15 protein-coding genes are annotated in these 16,994 nt (G+C 71.9%); 13 read left to right on the top strand and 2 right to left on the bottom strand.

The annotated features are described in order from the left end of the window. Window positions 1–220: 220 nt before the first annotated feature. A complete protein-coding gene (locus SALPAC4_RS0119355; RefSeq protein WP_019871735.1) occupies window positions 221–1,507 on the bottom strand; it encodes a hypothetical protein in 1,287 nt (428 codons plus the stop codon). A gap of 117 nt (window positions 1,508–1,624) precedes the next feature. On the opposite strand from SALPAC4_RS0119355, the gene SALPAC4_RS0119360 reads away from it, so the two are divergent. Together SALPAC4_RS0119360 and SALPAC4_RS0119365 are read left to right on the top strand one after the other, a co-directional pair. Continuing rightward, entirely contained in the window at window positions 1,625–2,470 is an 846-nt protein-coding gene (locus SALPAC4_RS0119360) for a hypothetical protein (RefSeq protein ID WP_019871736.1), read from the top strand. Continuing rightward, complete coding sequence (locus tag SALPAC4_RS0119365; RefSeq protein ID WP_019871737.1) at window positions 2,467–3,489, top strand: HAD-IIA family hydrolase; 1,023 nt, start codon at window positions 2,467–2,469, stop codon at window positions 3,487–3,489. Before SALPAC4_RS0119360 ends, SALPAC4_RS0119365 begins: the two co-directional genes overlap by 4 nt. 59 nt (window positions 3,490–3,548) lie before the next feature. Here the strand turns inward: SALPAC4_RS0119365 and SALPAC4_RS0119370 are convergent, their stop codons facing one another. Continuing rightward, a complete protein-coding gene (locus SALPAC4_RS0119370; protein WP_018815353.1) occupies window positions 3,549–3,896 on the bottom strand; it encodes an SCP2 sterol-binding domain-containing protein in 348 nt (115 codons plus the stop codon). A 109-nt stretch (window positions 3,897–4,005) separates the two neighbouring features. Here SALPAC4_RS0119370 and SALPAC4_RS0119375 point away from each other — a divergent pair, with 109 nt between their 5' ends. The 11 genes from SALPAC4_RS0119375 (at window position 4,006) to SALPAC4_RS0119430 (ending at window position 16,969) form a co-directional block, all read left to right on the top strand. Further along, window positions 4,006–4,548, top strand: coding sequence for a phasin family protein (locus tag SALPAC4_RS0119375; RefSeq protein WP_019871738.1), 543 nt, complete (start codon window positions 4,006–4,008; stop codon window positions 4,546–4,548). 40 nt (window positions 4,549–4,588) lie between these two features. After that, complete coding sequence (locus tag SALPAC4_RS0119380) at window positions 4,589–4,846, top strand: hypothetical protein (protein ID WP_027645087.1); 258 nt, start codon at window positions 4,589–4,591, stop codon at window positions 4,844–4,846. Window positions 4,847–4,863: 17 nt separating this feature from the next. Then, window positions 4,864–5,709, top strand: coding sequence for a TlyA family RNA methyltransferase (locus tag SALPAC4_RS0119385; protein ID WP_018738602.1), 846 nt, complete (start codon window positions 4,864–4,866; stop codon window positions 5,707–5,709). A gap of 64 nt (window positions 5,710–5,773) precedes the next feature. Beyond that, a complete protein-coding gene (locus SALPAC4_RS0119390; RefSeq protein WP_018733353.1) occupies window positions 5,774–6,658 on the top strand; it encodes an NAD kinase in 885 nt (294 codons plus the stop codon). 69 nt (window positions 6,659–6,727) lie between these two features. Further along, entirely contained in the window at window positions 6,728–8,485 is a 1,758-nt protein-coding gene (gene recN / locus SALPAC4_RS0119395; RefSeq protein ID WP_019871739.1) for a DNA repair protein RecN, read from the top strand. 121 nt (window positions 8,486–8,606) lie between these two features. Then, window positions 8,607–9,785 (top strand): putative cytokinetic ring protein SteA, encoded by a 1,179-nt coding sequence (gene steA / locus SALPAC4_RS0119400; RefSeq protein WP_027645086.1) that lies wholly within the window; start codon window positions 8,607–8,609, stop codon window positions 9,783–9,785. A gap of 30 nt (window positions 9,786–9,815) precedes the next feature. Continuing rightward, on the top strand, window positions 9,816–10,757 hold the full coding sequence (locus tag SALPAC4_RS0119405) for a copper transporter (RefSeq protein ID WP_019871741.1): 942 nt from the start codon (window positions 9,816–9,818) through the stop codon (window positions 10,755–10,757). Window positions 10,758–10,886: 129 nt separating this feature from the next. After that, window positions 10,887–11,753: a hypothetical protein gene (locus tag SALPAC4_RS0119415; RefSeq protein WP_027645085.1), complete on the top strand. Its 867-nt coding sequence runs from the start codon at window positions 10,887–10,889 to the stop codon at window positions 11,751–11,753. A gap of 1 nt (window position 11,754) precedes the next feature. Then, entirely contained in the window at window positions 11,755–13,458 is a 1,704-nt protein-coding gene (gene murJ / locus SALPAC4_RS0119420; protein ID WP_019871744.1) for a murein biosynthesis integral membrane protein MurJ, read from the top strand. Then, window positions 13,455–14,624: a glycosyltransferase family 4 protein gene (locus tag SALPAC4_RS0119425; protein WP_019871745.1), complete on the top strand. Its 1,170-nt coding sequence runs from the start codon at window positions 13,455–13,457 to the stop codon at window positions 14,622–14,624. Before murJ ends, SALPAC4_RS0119425 begins: the two co-directional genes overlap by 4 nt. Next, the gene (locus SALPAC4_RS0119430; RefSeq protein ID WP_020113538.1) at window positions 14,624–16,969 is read left to right on the top strand and encodes a hypothetical protein; all 2,346 of its coding nucleotides are present in this window, start codon (window positions 14,624–14,626) and stop codon (window positions 16,967–16,969) included. Before SALPAC4_RS0119425 ends, SALPAC4_RS0119430 begins: the two co-directional genes overlap by 1 nt. The last annotated feature ends 25 nt before the right edge of the window (window positions 16,970–16,994 follow it).

Consider the following 16,994-nt stretch of genomic DNA (forward strand, 5'->3'; position numbering starts at 1 on the left):
TAAGCCCTCCAGCGCCGATGGTACTGCACTCGGGAGGGTGTGGGAGAGTAGGACACCGCCGGGCAAAACTTCAGTTGAGGGCCGACCCTACCCGGGTCGGCCCTCACTGCGTGCCGCCACCACCGGCCTAATCAGGAAGGATGAACCTGTGAACTCAGGACCGCACGGCGGCGACCGCTCCCGTCGACACGAAGACCGATCAGCTGGTCGTGACGGTGCGTCACGTCGTGACGGCCGTCCCTCCTACCGGGATGACCGAGCCGCTGAACGCAGCGGCGAACGTGGTCACCGCGGTGGTGACCGTCGTGAGGGTGGCTTCCGCGGTGGTGACCGTCGTGAGGGCGGCTTCCGCGGTGGTGACCGTCGTGAGGGCGGCTACCGGGGTGGCGACCGCGATGGCTACCGGGGTGGTGAGCGCCGTGAGGGTGGCTTCCGCGGTGGTGAGCGCCGTGAGGGCGGCTTCCGCGGTGGTGAGCGCCGTGAGGGCGGCTACCGGGGTGGCGACCGCGATGGCTACCGGGGTGGTGAGCGCCGTGAGGGTGGCTTCCGCGGTGGTGAGCGCCGTGAAGGTGGCTTCCGCGGTGGTGAGCGCCGTGAGGGCGGCTACCGGGGTGGCGACCGCGATGGCTACCGGGGTGGTGAGCGCCGTGAGGGTGGCTTCCGCGGTGGTGACCGTCGTGAGGGCGGCTACCGGGGTGGTGAGCGCCGTGAGGGTGGCTTCCGCGGTGGTGAGCGCCGTGAGGGCGGCTACCGGGATGGTGACCGCCGTGAGGGTGGCTTCCGCGGTGGTGACCGTCGTGAGGGTGGCTTCCGCGGTGGTGACCGTCGTGAGGGCGGCTACCGGGATGGCGAGCGCCGTGAGGGTGGCTTCCGCGGTGGTGACCGTCGTGAGGGCGGCTACCGCGGTGGCGAGCGCCGCGAGGGTGGCTTCCGCGGTGGTGACCGTCGTGAGGGCGGCTACCGCGGTGGCGAGCGCCGCGAGGGCGGCTTCCGCGGTGGTGACCGCCGTGAAGGTGGCTACCGGGATGGCGAGCGCCGTGAAGGTGGCTACCGGGATGGCGAGCGCCGTGAAGGTGGCTACCGCGGTGGTGACCGGGAGGGTTACCGGGGCGGTGAGCGCCGTGAGGGTGGCTTCCGCGGTGGTGACCGTCGTGAGGGCGGCTTCCGCGGTGGTGACCGCCGTGAAGGTGGCTACCGGGATGGCGAGCGCCGTGAAGGCGGCAACCGCGGTGGTGACCGTCGTGAGGGCGGCTACCGCGGTGGTGACCGGGAGGGTTACCGGGGCGGTGAGCGTCGTGAGGGCGGCTACCGCGGTGGTGACCGGGATGGCTTCCGTGGCGGTGATCGTGGTGGTGACCGTCGTGAGGGCGGCTACCGGGGTGGTGAGCGTCGTGAGGGCGGCTTCCGCGGTGACCGGGATGGTTACCGGGGCGGTGAGCGCCGTGAGGGTGGCTACCGGGGCGGTGACCGGGATGACTACCGGGGCCGCGACCGTCGTGCGGAGCACCGGTCTGAGCCTGACGCCCCGGTAGGACCGGAGCTTCCTGAGGAGATCGTCGCTACCGACCTAGACAAAGATGTTCGTGCCGAACTGCTCGCCCTAGCCAAGCCGACCGCCGAGAAGGTGGCCCGGCACCTGGTTGCAGTCGGCCAGCTGATCGACGAGGACCCGGCTGAGGCGCTGGCGCATGCCCTCGCAGCCCGGCGGCTTGCCGCCCGTATCGCTGCCGTCCGTGAGGCAGTCGGCCTGGCCGCGTACCACGCTGGTGAGTGGCAGACGGCGGTCGCCGAACTGCGGACGTACCACCGGATGACCGGCCTGCAGAGTCACCTTGCGGTGCTCGCTGACTGCGAGCGGGCGCTCGGCCGTCCGGAGCGGGCGATTGATCTGTACCGGGGCGCGGACCGGAAGGAACTGGACCCTGCGGTCGCCGGCGAGCTACTGATCGTTGCCGCTGGCGCACGGGGCGACCTGGGCCAGAAGGATGCCGCGGTGGCGATGCTCCAGGTGCCGGAGCTGACCGGGGAGGCGACGGAGCCATGGACGGTACGGCTGCGGTACGCGTACGCCGATGCGCTGCTCGCGGTGGGCCGGCGTGAGGAGGCCCGCGAGTGGTTCTCCCGTGCGGCGGAGGTCGACACTGACGGGGCGACCGATGCGGCCGAGCGCCTGTTGGAGCTCGACGGGGTGATGATCGAGGGCGACGAGGAGGACGAGGTCGAGGACGTCGCCACTGACCCCGGTGCCCTCGGCGCTGGGTCGGAACAGCCGGATGCGGAACACGCGGACGGGCAAGCACCCGATGCCGAGTCCACCGGGGCCCAAGACCGTGCTGACGACACCCCCGATGACGGTGCTGACGAAACCCCCGACGACGGTGCTGGTGACCCGAGCGGCCTCAGTTACCAGCGGTCCGGTGGCGACTCGGAAAGCCCTGTTGACGGCGATGAGGCGGGTACCGGGAAGTGACCCTGACCGGGGGAAGTCGGCTGGTCGACGGGTACGCCCTGGTCATCTTTGACCTGGACGGGGTGATCTACCTGGTTGACCAGCCGATCCCCGGGGCGATCGAGGCGGTGCGCCAGCTGCATGCTGAAGAGCGGGCGGTCGCGTACGCCACGAACAACGCGTCTCGTCAGTCCAGTGAGGTCGCCGACCTGCTCACCGGTATGGGCATCGCCGCCCGCCCCGAGGAGGTGCTGACCTCAGCGGCAGCGACCGCGCAGTTGCTCCGCGAGCGGCATCCGGCCGGGACGCAGGTCCTGGTCGTGGGGGCGGAGGCGCTGCGTGCCGAGATCCGCGCCGTTGGGCTTACCCCGGTCGAGCGGGCCGAGGATGAGCCGGTGGCGGTGGTTCAGGGTTATGGTCCGCAGGTCGGCTGGGCTGACCTGGCTGAGGCAACGGCGGCGATTCGGGGCGGGGCGACCTGGGTCGCTACCAACACCGACCGCACGCTGCCCAGCAAGCGGGGTCCACTACCCGGCAATGGCGCCTTGGTCGCCGCGGTGCGGATCGCGCTCGGTCGGGACCCGGACCTGATCGTGGGTAAGCCGGCGCCGGAGCTCTTCGTCGCTGCCTCCCGCCGGGCCAGCGGGGGGCGGGCCCTGGTCGTCGGTGACCGCCTGGACACCGACATTGAGGGCGCGGTGCGAGCGGGGCTGGACAGCTTGTTGGTGTTGACTGGTGTCAGCGACGTGGCCGAGCTGTTGGCTGCTGCGCCGGAGCATCGGCCGACGTTTGTGTCAGTGGACCTGGCGGGGCTCTTCGAGTCGGCTGCGGTGGTTCGGGTGCCAGGGCCGGCGGAGGCCGATGGGTGGTCCGCGGTGGTCCGCGACGGCCGGCTGGAGCTGTCTGGTGCGGGCCGTCCGTTGGATGCGCTGCCGGCGCTCTGCGCGGCGGCATGGTCCTCCGCACGGTCATCGCCAGTGCGGGCGGTCTCCTCGGCGGCTGAGCGGGCGCTCGCGACGTTCGGTCTTTTGCCCGGCTGAGTAGCTCCCGGTCTGTTGTCCGGCTGAGCAGCTCCGGCGAGGGTGGTGCAGGGCCGCGCTCAGGTCGACCCGAGCAGCTTGCGGAGCTTGATCAAGTCGAACGGGTTGGCTTTGATGGACACCCGTCGGGACGCCACCGCGCGGGTGATGTCCAGTTCCCCGCGGACCAGGGCGAGGAGGTCCTCGCTGGTCGTGCTCAGGGCGATCTTGGCTTTCGGGTCGTCACCGTCGGCGAGGTCGGTCAGCTGGCCGTCGGTGAGCCGGCCGTGGAACGCGGCGTCCAGGTCGGTGATCCGGCAGGCCAGCGTCCGGTCCAGGCCGACGTGCTCGCGCACCGCCTCGGCGTTGCCGTTCAGCCGAGTGGTGAGGTCCCGCAACGCCTGCCGGCACTCGTCAACGCTAGCCACATCGCCTCCACAACTCGCCACACCACTCTCCGGCACCGTACCGCACGGGTGGCCTGGCCACGCCGGTAGCGTGAGGACCGCACATCCCCTCTCGTGGAAGGACTCAGGCATGCAGGACGCGTGGCGTTCCTACCTTGCGGTGGCCATGGGCCTGACGGAGGCGCCTCGGAGGAAGGCCCAGGAGACGGCGCGGCGGCTGGTCGGCGCTGGCGGCGCTACCGCGGTCCAGCTTCAGGCGTTTGCCGAGGAATTGGTCTCCACCAGCGCAGCCAACCGGGAAGCGCTGACCAAACTGGTCCGCTTCGAGGTCGAACGGGCGATCGGGGCTGTCGGCCTCGCCACCGCCGACGAGGTGACCGAGCTGACCCGGCGGGTACGAGAGCTGGAGCGGCAGCTTCGGGAGGCGGACCCTTCGCCTGGACGCACCGTGACGGCGCCCGGCCCGGCGAAGCAGGCGGTCGTGAAGAAGACGGTGACGAAGAAGGCAGCCGCGAAGACGACGGTCGCGAAGAAAGCAGTCGCAAAGAAGGCAGTCGCGAAAGAGGCGTTGCCAGGAGAGCCCGTGACCGTCCGGCCGGCAACGGAGATGTCGGCGGCATCGCGATCGGCGAAGCGGGCGCCGCGTCAGAAGCAGCCGGGCGGTCCGGAGTGAGTGCCCGCCACCGCCGGTCGGGCTCCGCTGGCGGGCGGCCGTGACCGGCCTGCCCCGCCCCGGTCCGGCGCAGGGCGCTGCTCCAGCAGGTGGTTCGGGGCCGCCGCGACCAGCGACCCCGGCCGGGCTCGCCGCCGGGAGAGCCGGGGATGAGGCGCCGGCGCCGAACCCGGCGGTTGACGCCGCCGTGCAGGCGGTGGTCAACGCTGCGGGACTGCCCCTGGCGGACCAGATCGCGCAGTATGAGGCGGCATACGAAACGCTGCGGGAAACCCTCGCCAGCATTGACCAGTCCTAAGAGCCGGAGAAGCAGGTATGGCACGTCGTACCCGGTTGGACGCGGAGCTCGTTCGCCGTGGCCTGGCCAGATCGCGCGAGCAGGCCGCCGCCTTGGTGGAGGCTGGCCGCGTTAAGCTACGCGGGGTCCCGGCCCGCAAGGTTGCCGCGCTGGTCAACCCCGCCGATCCGCTGCTGGTCACCGGAGCGGACCCGGCCTCAGAGTATGTTTCGCGGGGCGGGCACAAGCTGGCTGGTGCCCTGGCCGCCTTCGGCCCGGGTGGGCTGACCGCCGCCGGGCGGCGCTGCCTCGACGCCGGCGCGTCCACCGGTGGTTTCACCGACGTGCTGCTGCGCGCCGATGCGGCCGAGGTGGTGGCTGTTGATGTCGGGTACGGGCAGCTCGCCTGGCCACTGCGCAACGACGAGCGGGTACGCGTCTTCGAGCGGACCAACGTGCGCACCCTTACCCCGGCGGCGATCGACGGGCCGGTTGACCTTACCGTCGCCGACCTGTCGTTCATCTCCCTGCGGCTGGTGTTGCCGGCCCTGGCGGCTTGTACCAGCCCGGGCGGCGATCTGGCGTTGATGGTGAAACCGCAGTTCGAGGTGGGGCGCGATCGGGTCGGCGCCGGTGGCGTGGTGCGTGACCCAGCGCTGCGGGCCGAGGCGGTGCTGGAGGTGGCCGGTGCGGCGGCCCAGCTCGGGTTGGGTCTCGCTGATGTCTGCGCCAGCCCGTTGCCGGGGCCCAGCGGAAACGTCGAGTTCTTCGTATGGTTACGCCGGGACGCGCCTGCGGCTGACCCGGAGCGGGTGCGGGCGGTGGTGACGGCCGGGGCCACCGGCGGTCGGTCCGGCACGGCGACGGAGGAGGTAGTGGGGTGAGCGTGCGGGTGAGGCGGGTGGCGCGCGGGGCCGGCGACGGGCCTCGGACGGTACGGCGGGCGCGGTGAACCGGACCGCGCTGCTGGTGACGCACACCGGGCGGCGGCGCAGCACCGAACACGCACGGGCGGTGGCCGGGGACTTGATCGCGGCTGGCTTCGTTATTCGTGTTCTCGCCGAGGAGGCCGAGGACCTTGACCTCCCTGGGGCGGTTCCGGTGACTGGTCCGGAAGCCGCGGAGGGCGCTGAGATCGTCTTCGCGTTGGGTGGGGACGGTACGTTCCTGCGGGCCGCCGAGCTGGCGCGGCCGGCGAAGGTGCCACTACTGGGGATCAACCTCGGGAAGGTCGGCTTTCTCGCCGAGGCTGAGATCGATCATCTGGACTCTGTGGTCCGCGACGTGGTGGGTCGTAACTATACGGTGGACGAGCGGCTCACGCTGGACGTGACGGCCGAGTTCGATGGTGGACCGACGATCGAGTCCTGGGCGTTGAACGAGATCAGCGTCGAGAAGGGGGAGCGGGCCCAGATGCTCGAGCTCCTCGTTGACGTTGACGGGCGGCCGCTGTCCCGCTACGGCTGTGACGGAGTCGTCTGCGCCACTCCCACCGGCTCCACGGCCTACGCGTTCTCCGGCGGTGGCCCGGTCGTGTGGCCCGAGGTGGAGGCCCTGTTGCTGGTGCCGATCAGCGCGCACGCGCTCTTCAGCCGGCCGTTGGTCACCGCGCCCACGTCCACCTTCGTCATCACCGTGGACCCCTTCACCAGTCTCGCGGTGCTCTGCTGTGACGGACGGCGGGTGTACGACCTTCCGCCGGGCGCGCGGGTGACGGTGCGGCGCGGGGCCCTGCCGGTGCGGATCGTGCAGCTGACGGCCCGGCCGTTTACCGACCGGCTGGTGGCCAAGTTTGATCTGCCGGTGCAGGGCTGGCGGGGCAGCCGACACTGAGCTGTCACCGCCGGTGCCCGCGGCTGTCGACTGGTCAAGCGTCGGGCACCGCGTCTACTGTCGGGTGCTGTGCTGGAAGAGCTACGCATCACCGGACTGGGCGTCATCGAGGACACGACGCTGCCGTTGACCGGCGGTATGAACGTGATCACTGGTGAGACCGGTGCGGGTAAGACCATGGTGGTGACCGGTCTCGGCCTGCTCTTTGGCGGGCGCGCCGACGCGGGGCGGGTGCGGGCCGAGCCCGGCCGCGCGGTGGTCGAGGGTCGACTGCGGCTGGCCGGAAGGGTGGCCGAGACCGTATCTACTCGGGTCATTGACGCGGGCGGCGAGCCGGATGAGGACGGTTCGGTGTTGCTCAGCCGCACCGTCACCACAGAGGGCCGTTCTCGTGGCCATCTCGGCGGCCGCAGCATGCCGGTGTCGATGCTCGCCGAGGTGGGCGAGCAGGTGCTCGCGGTGCACGGTCAGTCCGACCAACTGCGGCTGCTGCGCCCGGCCGAGCAGCGCGCGGCGCTCGACCGGTTCGCCGGTCCGGAGCACGAGAAGCTGCTCGACGCGCTGCGCGAGGTGTATACCCGGTGGCGGTCGGTGGTGGACGACCTGGCCAGCCGGCGTCGAAACGCGCGGGAGCGAAATCGGGAAGCCGACCTGCTACGCCTTGGTCTCGACGAGATCACCCGGGTTGATCCGCAGCCGGGCGAGGACGACGAACTCAAGTCGGAGGCACAGCGGCTGGAGCACGCCGAGGGGTTGCGGACGGCGGCGCGGTTGGCCCAGCAGTGCGTGGCCGGGGGGATGGAGGCCGCCGAGGACACCCCGGATGCCACGACGTTACTCGGCACTGCCCGCCGTACCCTGGATGGCCAGTCCGGCACCGACCCCGCCCTGGGGGAGCTGGCGACGCGGTTGGAGGAGGCGGCGACCCTGGTCGCGGATGTCTCCGCGGAGTTGTCGACGTACCTGGCGGGGCTCGACGCTGATCCGGCGCGGTTGCAGGCTGTCTACGAGCGGCGGGCCGCGTTACGTGCGTTGACCCGTAAGTACGCCGACGACACCGACGGGGTGATCGCCTGGGCCGAGCGGGCCCGGGCCCAGCTGTCCGATTTAGATTCCTCGGACGAGCTGCTTGACGAGTTGGACCGGGAGGTGTCTCGGTTGGCCGGCGAGGTGGCTGAGCTGGCCGGTCGGGTGTCGGTGGCGCGACAGGAGGCAGCTACCCGGTTTGCGGCCCAGGTCACCACCGAGCTGGCGGGGTTGGCCATGCCGCACTCTCGGGTGGAGGTGGGGGTGTTGCCCCGCCCAGTGGGGAAGTCCGAACCCGGCCTTTCGGTCAACGGCGTCGAGGTCGGGATCGGGCCGGACGGCGGCGACGAGGTGGAGCTGCGCCTACTGGCACATCCGGGTGCGCCGGCACTGCCGCTGCAGCGGGGCGCCTCCGGCGGTGAGCTGTCCCGGGTGATGCTCGCCATCGAGGTGGTCTTCGCCGGTTCGGGCGGCCCGCCGACGCTCGTCTTCGACGAGGTTGACGCCGGGGTGGGTGGCCAGGCCGCGGTGGAGATCGGCCGTCGACTGGCCCGGCTGGCTCGTAGCCACCAAGTGCTCGTCGTCACCCATCTGCCCCAGGTCGCCGCGTTCGCGAACCGGCACCTGGTGGTGGCGAAGGACACCGGTGGTGCGGTGACGACCAGTGGGGTGCGGGTGGTCGAGGACACCGAAAGGGCGCGGGAACTCGCCCGTATGCTTGCCGGTTTGCCGGATTCGGACCTGGGAATCGCGCACGCCGAGGAGTTACTGGCTGTGGCGGCGCGGGAGCGGCGGGTGTAACACCGGCCCGGGTGGCGTCACCGGCGCGCGGCTCCGGGCCGTAGTGTGCTTCTCTGGACTGGCGGCCCGCGCAAGGCATGTCGCGTGAAGGTCGCCCGCTTCACATGCCAGGATGGTTACGATGCGTCTACCCACGTTGCGTTGGAACCGACCCGCCGAGCCGGGCCGGGCCGGCGGCACCGCCCGCCTGGACCGTCGGACCAAACGTCTGGTTGGCCGGCTACGTCCCGGCGACGTCGCGGTGATCGACCACGTCGACCTGGACCGGGTCGCCGCCGATTCGCTGGTCGCGGTCGGTGTCGGGGCCGTCCTCAACGCCAAGCCGTCGGTCTCTGGCCGCTATCCCAACCTTGGCCCGGAAGTGCTGATCGAGGCCGGCATCCCGCTCCTGGACGACCTGGGCGAGGGCGTCTTCGAACGGATCCAGGAAGGCGACACCGTCCGGATCGAGGGCAACACGGTCTATCTGGGCGAAGAGCCGGTGGCCCACGGTGACCTGCAGGATGCGGAGACCATCGGGAAGGCGATGGCCGATGCCCGGGAGGGGCTGTCGGTCCAGCTGGAGGCGTTCGCCGCGAACACCATGGTCTACCTGAAGCAGGAGCGGGACCTGCTGCTGTACGGGGTGGGTGTTCCGGACATTCGCACCGAGATTCAGGGCCGGCACTGCCTGATCGTGGTGCGTGGCTACGACTACAAGGCCGACCTGGATGTGCTGCGCCCGTACATCCGGGAGTTCAAGCCGGTGCTCATCGGCGTCGACGGGGGGGCGGATGCCCTGGTCGAGGCCGGCTATCCACCCGACATGATCATCGGTGACATGGATTCGGTGACCGACGACGTGCTGCGTTGCGGCGCCGAGGTCGTGGTGCATGCCTACCCGGACGGGCGGGCACCCGGGCTGACCCGGGTCAATGGCCTCGGCGTCCCGGCAGTCACCTTTCCCGCCGCCGCCACCAGCGAGGACCTGGCGATGCTGCTCGCCGACGAGAAGGGCGCCTCGCTCCTGGTGGCGGTCGGCACGCACGCCACGCTCGTCGAGTTCCTGGACAAGGGACGGGGTGGGATGGCGTCGACCTTCCTCACCCGGCTGAAGGTTGGCGGCAAGCTGGTTGACGCCAAGGGCGTGAGTCGGCTCTACCGGCAGAACATCTCCGGATCCTCACTGCTGCTGCTGGTGCTGTCCGCGCTTGCCGCGATGGCCTCGGCCGTGGCGGTCTCCACCGTCGGCAAGGCGTACCTGGGTGTGGTCTCCGAGTGGTGGAACAATTTTGTGTTCCAGCTGGAACGGCTCTTCTGACGCCGTCCACCCGACAAAGAGGCTGCAGGTGTGATCAACTTCCGGTACCACGTGGTGTCCCTGACCGCGGTTTTCCTGGCGCTGGCGATCGGCCTGGTGGTTGGTACCACCGCGCTCAACGGGCCGGTGGCAGACGCTCTCAATGACAACGTCAATGAGCTGCGGAAAGACAACCAGGTGTTGCGTCAGGAGGTCAACAACCTCGAGGAGGAGTTGACCCGCGAGGATGACTTCGCCGCCGAGTTGGCCGCAGTGGTCATGCCAGGCCGGCTCACCGGCAAGCGGGTGCTGGTGCTCAGCCTGCCGACGGGGCGTAAGCACACCGATGGCGTGGTCAACATGCTTCAGCTCGGCAACGCCGACGTGGTCGGCCGGGTTGACCTGCAGGACAAGTTCATCAACCCGGAGAACAACAACGACCTGCTGGAGCTGGCCGTCACCGCGGCCCGTCCCACCAACGCGCCGACCACCAACCTGCCCGGCAACGGGAATGGTGTGGAGACCTCCAGCGCGCTGCTGGCCACGGTGCTGCTGGACGGGGTGCCGGAGGCGACACCGATCAGTGAGGCCGACCGGCGGGCCGTACTGGCTGCCTACACCAACGCCAACTACCTCACCACCTCCGAGCGGCTCACCCAGTCAGCGGAGGCGGTCGTGGTGGTCAGTGGCCAGCCGTACTCGGACAAGGACTCCTCGAAGAAGGACGAGTCGGTGGTCAAGGTCACTGAGCAGTTCGATCGGACCGGCGCGACCGTGGTCGGCGGCAACGGCTCGGAAGGCGGGAACCTGGTGGCCTTCGTCCGGGGCGACGCGGTGCTGGCCGGGAGGATCTCCACCGTCGACAACGCCAACACCGTCCAGGGGCAGTTGGTCACCGCGCTCGCCCTGGCACAGCAGGTCAACGAGGACAAGGCGGGTCACTATGGTGTCGGCGACAACGCCGCGTCGCTGGTTCCTAGACTGCCCCAATGATCGTGACGATCAACATCAGGCCCTGGCCCGCCAACTGGAGGGAGTCGGTGTGAGTGAGCGTGCCGAGCAGTCCGCGGCGGGCAACAGCCAAACGGATCATGTGTTTACCGCGGGGTGCGAGGTGACGACGTGAGCTGGTTGGGTCGTCTCGTCGTCGCCGGTGCCGGCGCCGCCGTCGCCCGTTACGCCCTGCGTGGGGTGCGGACCTCACCGGCGGGCCCAGCGTTGGAGCGGACGAACTTTCGGGGCCGGCCGGTGACCCTCGCGGCCGGGCCGGCGCTCGCCGCCGGTGCCGCCGTCGCCGGTGCCGCCGGCGCACCGGGTGCCGCTGCCGGCGGGGCGGCCCTGGTCGCCGGCCTCGGCGCCGGGGCGGTGGGGCTCTACGACGACGTGGTCGGCGCGCGGCCGGAGCAGAAGGCCGCCAAGGGCTTCGCCGGGCACCTCGCCGCGCTGCGCGAGGGACGGATCACCGCCGGCCTGGTCAAGGTCGTCGGTGTGGGCGCGGCGGGGCTGTCCGCCGCTGCGCTGCTCGCCGGTGACCCGGCCGTCGCCCGGCATCCGCGTCGGCAGCGGCAGGGCACGGTCGGCCGGGGCGTGGACGTCCTCCTCGGCGCGGGTGTGATCGCCGGCACCGCCAACCTGATCAACCTGCTCGACCTGCGGCCGGGACGGGCGGTGAAGTCCGGGCTGTTGCTCGGCGCACCGTTGGTGACAAGCCCGCACGGCGGGATCGTCGCCGGTGCTGCCGGCGCCGCCGCCGGGCTGCTCCCCGCGGACCTTGACGAGGAGGTGATGCTCGGCGACAGCGGCGCCAACGCGCTCGGTGCGCTGCTCGGCGTCACGCTCGCGGCGCGCACCGGACCGGTCGGCCGGGCCGGTCTGCTCGCCGTCCTCGCCGGTCTCACCGCCGCCAGCGAGCGGATCAGCTTCACCCAGGTCATCCGGCAGACCCCCGGGCTGCGCGAGCTGGACGCGCTGGGCCGTCGCGCCGACTGACGTGACGAACCCGGCCCCGTACGCCGCCGCCGGCCGAGTAGCCGGGGCCGCCGCGCTGATCGCCGTACTCACCGTGGTCAGTCGGCTCGCCGGCTTCGGTCGTACCGCCGTCTTCACCTGGACGCTCGCACCCACCGATCTTGGTGCTACGTACGTGGTGGCGAACGCCGCTCCGAACGTGATCTTCGAGATGGTCGCCGGCGGTGCCCTCGCCAGCCTGGTGGTGCCACTGCTGGCCGCTCCGGTGGCGGCGGCGGACCGGGGGGCGGTTGCCCGGACCACCGGGGCGCTGCTCACCTGGGTGCTCACCCTGCTGGTGCCACTCGCGCTGGCGGTGGCGCTGCTGGCCGGCCCGATCGTGGAGCTGCTGGGCGGCGGACTAGACCCCGCCCAGCAGGCCAGCGGCGAGCGGATGCTGCGGGTGTTCGCCCCGCAACTGCCGCTGTACGGGGTCGGCATCGTGCTCACCGGGGTTCTCCAGGCGCACCGCCGATTCGCCTGGCCGGTGATCGCCCCACTGCTGTCCAGCCTTACCGTCATCGCGGTCTACCTGGGCTTCACCGTCGCAGAGGGGCGGCTGGCCAGTGTGGCGGGCGTCAGCCGCGGTGGGGAGCTGTTGCTGTCGTTGGGAACGACCGCCGGAGTGGCGGTGCTGTCCCTGTCGCTGCTGATCCCGTTCCGCCGGCTGGGATACGCGCCGGTGCTCGGCTTCCGCTTCCCCGCCGACGCCCGCACCCGGGTCGGTGGACTCGCGGTGGCCGGCGCGGTGACGGTGACCGCGCAGCAGGTGGCCCTCGTGGTGAGTCTGAACCAGGTCTCCTACGGTGCGGTCAGCAACCTCGGTGCGTTCCAGCTCGCCCAGACGGTCTACCTGCTGCCGTGGGCGGTGCTGGCGGTGCCATTGGCGGTAGCCGCCTATCCGAGCCTGGCCGCCGCCGGGTCCGTCGGGGACGAGGCGGCATACCGGGCGACGTTGGCCCCGGCCACCCGGGGAGTACTGCTGCTGAGCTGCCTCGGTGCAGCCGTCCTGGTCGGTACGGCCGTGCCGGTTGGGCACTTCTTCTTCGTCAACGGCGCGGCGGCGACCGCCGCTGCCGGGATCGCCGGCTTCGCGCCCGGCCTGATTGGCTACGGGCTCTTCGCCGTGCTGAGCCGCGCCCTCTACGCACGGGGGCAGACGCGGGCGGCCACCGGCGCGATCGCCGTCGGTTTTCTCGTGGTGCCCGTCGCGGCGTTGCTGCTCAGCGTCGCGCTGCCGCTGCGGGACCGGGTTCCGGCGGTCACCCTGGCGAATTCGGTGGGGATGATGGTGCTCGGTGCCCTGCTGGTGCTCGCCGTCCGACGGACCGCCGGCGCCACGGCGCTCGCCGGCATCGGCCGGGCCGGGGTAGCCGGCCTGATCGGTGGAGGGCTGGCGGCGTTGGTGGGTTGGGCGGTGGCACGGTCGCTGCTGGCGGCTACCGATGGCACCCCGGGCGTACCGGTAGCCCTCGTACAGGGCATGCTGTCCGGTGTCGTGGTCGGTGTCGTGTTCCTCGCGGTGGTCTGGGTACTGGACCGGCCGGACGTACGACCACTGCTCGCCGGAGCGCTGCGAAAGCTCGGGCTGACCCGCGGGAGACGGTCGGCCACCCCGGCCGGCGGGCAGCGGAAGGACGGTGTCCCCCCGGAGCGGGGCGACGGGAAGGAGACGGTGTCCCGGTGACGGAACCGACCCCGGGGGCCGGCCGGGCCGGCACGGTCGCCCTGCTGCTCGCCTCCAGCACCGGCGGTGTGGGGCAGCACGTCCGGTCGTTGGCCGCCGGGCTGACCGGCGCCGGCATCGCGGTGCTGGTCTGTGGCCCGGCCGCGACCGAAGAGCAGTTCGATTTCACCGGTGTCGGCGCCCGCTTCCGGGCGGTGGAGATCCCGGCCAGCCCGACCCCCGCCGACCTGCGGGCGGTGACCGCGTTTCGCCGGGCCCTCGCCGCCGAACCGGTCGCTGTGGTGCACGCGCACGGGCTGCGCGCCGGTCTGGTCGCCGTCGTGGCCCGGCCGGCTGCCCCGCTGGTGGTCACCTGGCACAACGCCGTCCTCAGCGGGGGCCTGCGCGGTAGCGCGTCCCGTCTGGTCGAGCGGGTTGTTGCCCGCGGCGCTCAGGTGACCCTCGGTGCCTCGGCTGACCTGGTCGCACGAGCCACCGCGTTGGGTGCGTCGGACGCCCGGTTCGCCCCGGTCGCCGCGCCGCCGCTGCCCGAACCGCACCGCCGCCGGGACGCGGTCCGCGCCGAGTTCGGCGTCGGCAGCGACCAGCCGCTGATTCTGTCGGTTGGCCGACTACATCCCCAGAAGCGGTACGACCTCCTGGTTGACGCCGCTGCCCGGTGGCGTACCCGCGACCCGACGCCAGCCGTGGTGATCGCCGGCAGCGGACCGGCGTACCTGCAACTGGCGGCCCGGATCTCTGCGGCCCGAGCGCCGGTGACCCTGCTCGGGCACCGCACTGACGTGGCCGACCTGCTGACCGGTGCCGACATCGCCGTGGTCACCAGTGACTGGGAGGCCCGGCAGCTGTTCGCGCAGGAGGCGATGCGGGTCGGGGTACCGCTGGTGGCGACCGCGGTTGGCGGCCTGCCCGAGTTGGTCGGCGACGCCGCCATCCTGGTACCGCCGGGCGATGTCGACGCGGTTGACACCGCCGTCGTTAGTTTGTTGGCTGACCCGGCCCGGCGGACCGAACTGGGCCAGCGGGCCCGCGGGCAGGCAGCGACCTGGCCGACCGAGGCAGAGACCAGCGCCCACCTCGCCGCCCTCTACGCCGAGTTGTCCCCGGACGTGGCCGGCGGCCCCACCACCCCGGACGCTGGTGCACCGTCGACGGGACAGCGGTGATGCTGCGCCGACTCACCCCCGCCCTGCTGACCCTGCTCGTCGTGGCGCTCGGGGTGGCCGCGCTGGCCGCCCGGCCGGCGGTTCACTCCCCGGAGCGGACCGCCGATTTCGTGGTCCTGGCCGGCGTCGCCGGGCTGCGGTGGGAAGACGTGGACGCGCAGACGACACCGACGCTGTGGCGGTTGGCGCAGGAGGGCTCGATCGGGTCGTTGGCGGTGCGCTCTGCCCACCAGCCCACCTGTCCGGTGGACGGCTGGCTGACCCTCGGGGCGGGCAGCTTCGCCGCCTGGCCGGGCGAGCGGACGGAGGGCAGCTGTCCACCCACCGACGTCGTCGTGGAGCGGCCGGATGGAATCGGCGCGAACCTGCCGGACCAGGAGGGTGTCGTTCTGTCGAGCCAGGAACGGCTCTCCTGGGGGACCGTGCCGGGTTCGTTGTCGGAGTCGGTGCGTTGCTCGGTGGCGGTGGGCCCCGGCGCGGCGGTGGCTGCCGCCCGGCCGTTCGGCCGGGTGGACCGGTACGAGCCGGAACTGCCGGCGGACCCGACCGACCTCCTACGCTCGTGCGTGCTCAGTATTGTCGATCTCGGTGCCGTCGAAGGTGAGAACCCGGCGACCCGGGCGGCTGCGGCCCGCGCGGCCGACGCGCGACTGGCCCAGGTACTGGCCGCCCGCCCGCCCCGCTCCCTGGTTGTCGTCGCCGGGGTGGCGGACACCGGGGAGCCGTCCCGGCTGCACGTCGCGGTCGCCGACGGTGAGGGCTGGGAAGAGGGCTGGCTGACCTCGCCGACCACCGACCGTCCGGGCTATCTGCAACTGGTTGACCTGGCACCGACCGCGCTGACCGCCCTGGGCCGGCCACTGCCCGAGCGCCCGTTTCTGGGGCGGGCCGCCGACCTCGCCACCGCGATCGCCGGCCCGGTGGACGCCGACCTGGAAGCCGCGGCACAGCGCCGCGTCGCCGGCTGGTTCTTCGGGTTACTCGCCGCCGCGCAGGTGCTCCTCGGGGTGGCCGTGCTACCGCTGCTGCGCCGCGCTCGACGGCACGCCGGCCCGTACGGTCCCCAGCCGGTATCCCGGCGGATTGTCGCGGTGGTGGAGCTGCTGCTCGTCGCGGCTGCGCTCGCCCTGCCGGCCGCGCTCCTGGCCGACCTGCTCCCGTGGTGGCGTGGTACGCACCCCGGGTGGTTCTTCGCCGGGATCACCCTCGCGCTGATCGGCACCGCGACGGCACTCGTCCGGTTCCTGCCCGGCTACGGGAGCACGCTTGGGCCACTGGGCGCGGTGGCGTTCCTGGCCACGCTGACGGTTGGTGCCGACGTGTTGACCGGTGCCCATCTCCAGCTCAACGGTGTCGTGGGCTACTCCGCGGTGGACGGGGGCCGGTTCGTCGGCCTGGGCACGGTGGGGCTTGGGGTGCTCCTGGCCGGGGCGCTACTCCTGGCCGGCTGGCTCGCCCAGCGGGTTCGTCGCTCCCGGCGACCGGTGGTGATCGTGGCCGTCGGTGGGGTCGCCGTGGTGTTGGTCGGCAGCCCCTACCTCGGTGCCGACTCCACCGGCGCGATCGCGTTGACCGCCGGGGTGAGCCTCGCCGCGGCGATCAGCGCCAGTGGTTGGTTGACGCTCACCCGCCTGGCCTGGGCGACGATGGCTGGGCTGGCGGTGACGGTGGGTTTCGCCCTGGTCGACCTCGACCGCCCCACTGGTGAGCGAGGCGATCTGGGTCGGTTCCTGGCCGCGGTCGACGACGGGACCGGGGGGCTGATTGTTCACCGGGCCAGCACCGCCAACCTGGAAACGTTCTTCGGCAGCCCGTTGACGGTGCTGGCCCTGGCCGGTGTGCTTCTGGTGTGGTTCGCCCTACTGCAACCGTGGGGCGGTCTGCAGCGGCTGTTCGGCATCTACCCGGCGGTTCGGGGAGCGATGACCGGCACCGCGGTCGCTGCGGTGCTCGGCGGACTGCTGGATGGGGTGGCGCTGGACGTCGCTGGGGCAGCGGTGGCCGTGGTGGTGCCGATGGCGGCCCTCGCCGCGTTGCGGGTACTGGACCACTCCACCGACCGGACCAGCCCGACGCCCGGTGGGGACGGCGGCCCGACCGGCTCGACTGGCTCGAGCGGCTCGACCGGCTCCGACGGTAGGCCGGATCGAGGTCGGCGCTCGGAGAGCCCCGGTGGCGAAGACGGCCCGGCTGGCTCGGCACCGGGTGGCGACGGTTCGGCCGACAATCCTGGACCGTCCGGGGGCGGCGAGGCCGGTGCGGCGCCGGTGGACCGATGGGAAGCCGGGACGGCCGCCGGCAAGATCCCGACGGCTCGCGCATCGGACGAGGTCACGACGCTCTGACCCGCCAGCGGTAGACGATGCCGCT

It is taken from the genome of Salinispora oceanensis (genome assembly GCF_000383575.1).
GTDB lineage: Bacteria > Actinomycetota > Actinomycetes > Mycobacteriales > Micromonosporaceae > Micromonospora > Micromonospora oceanensis.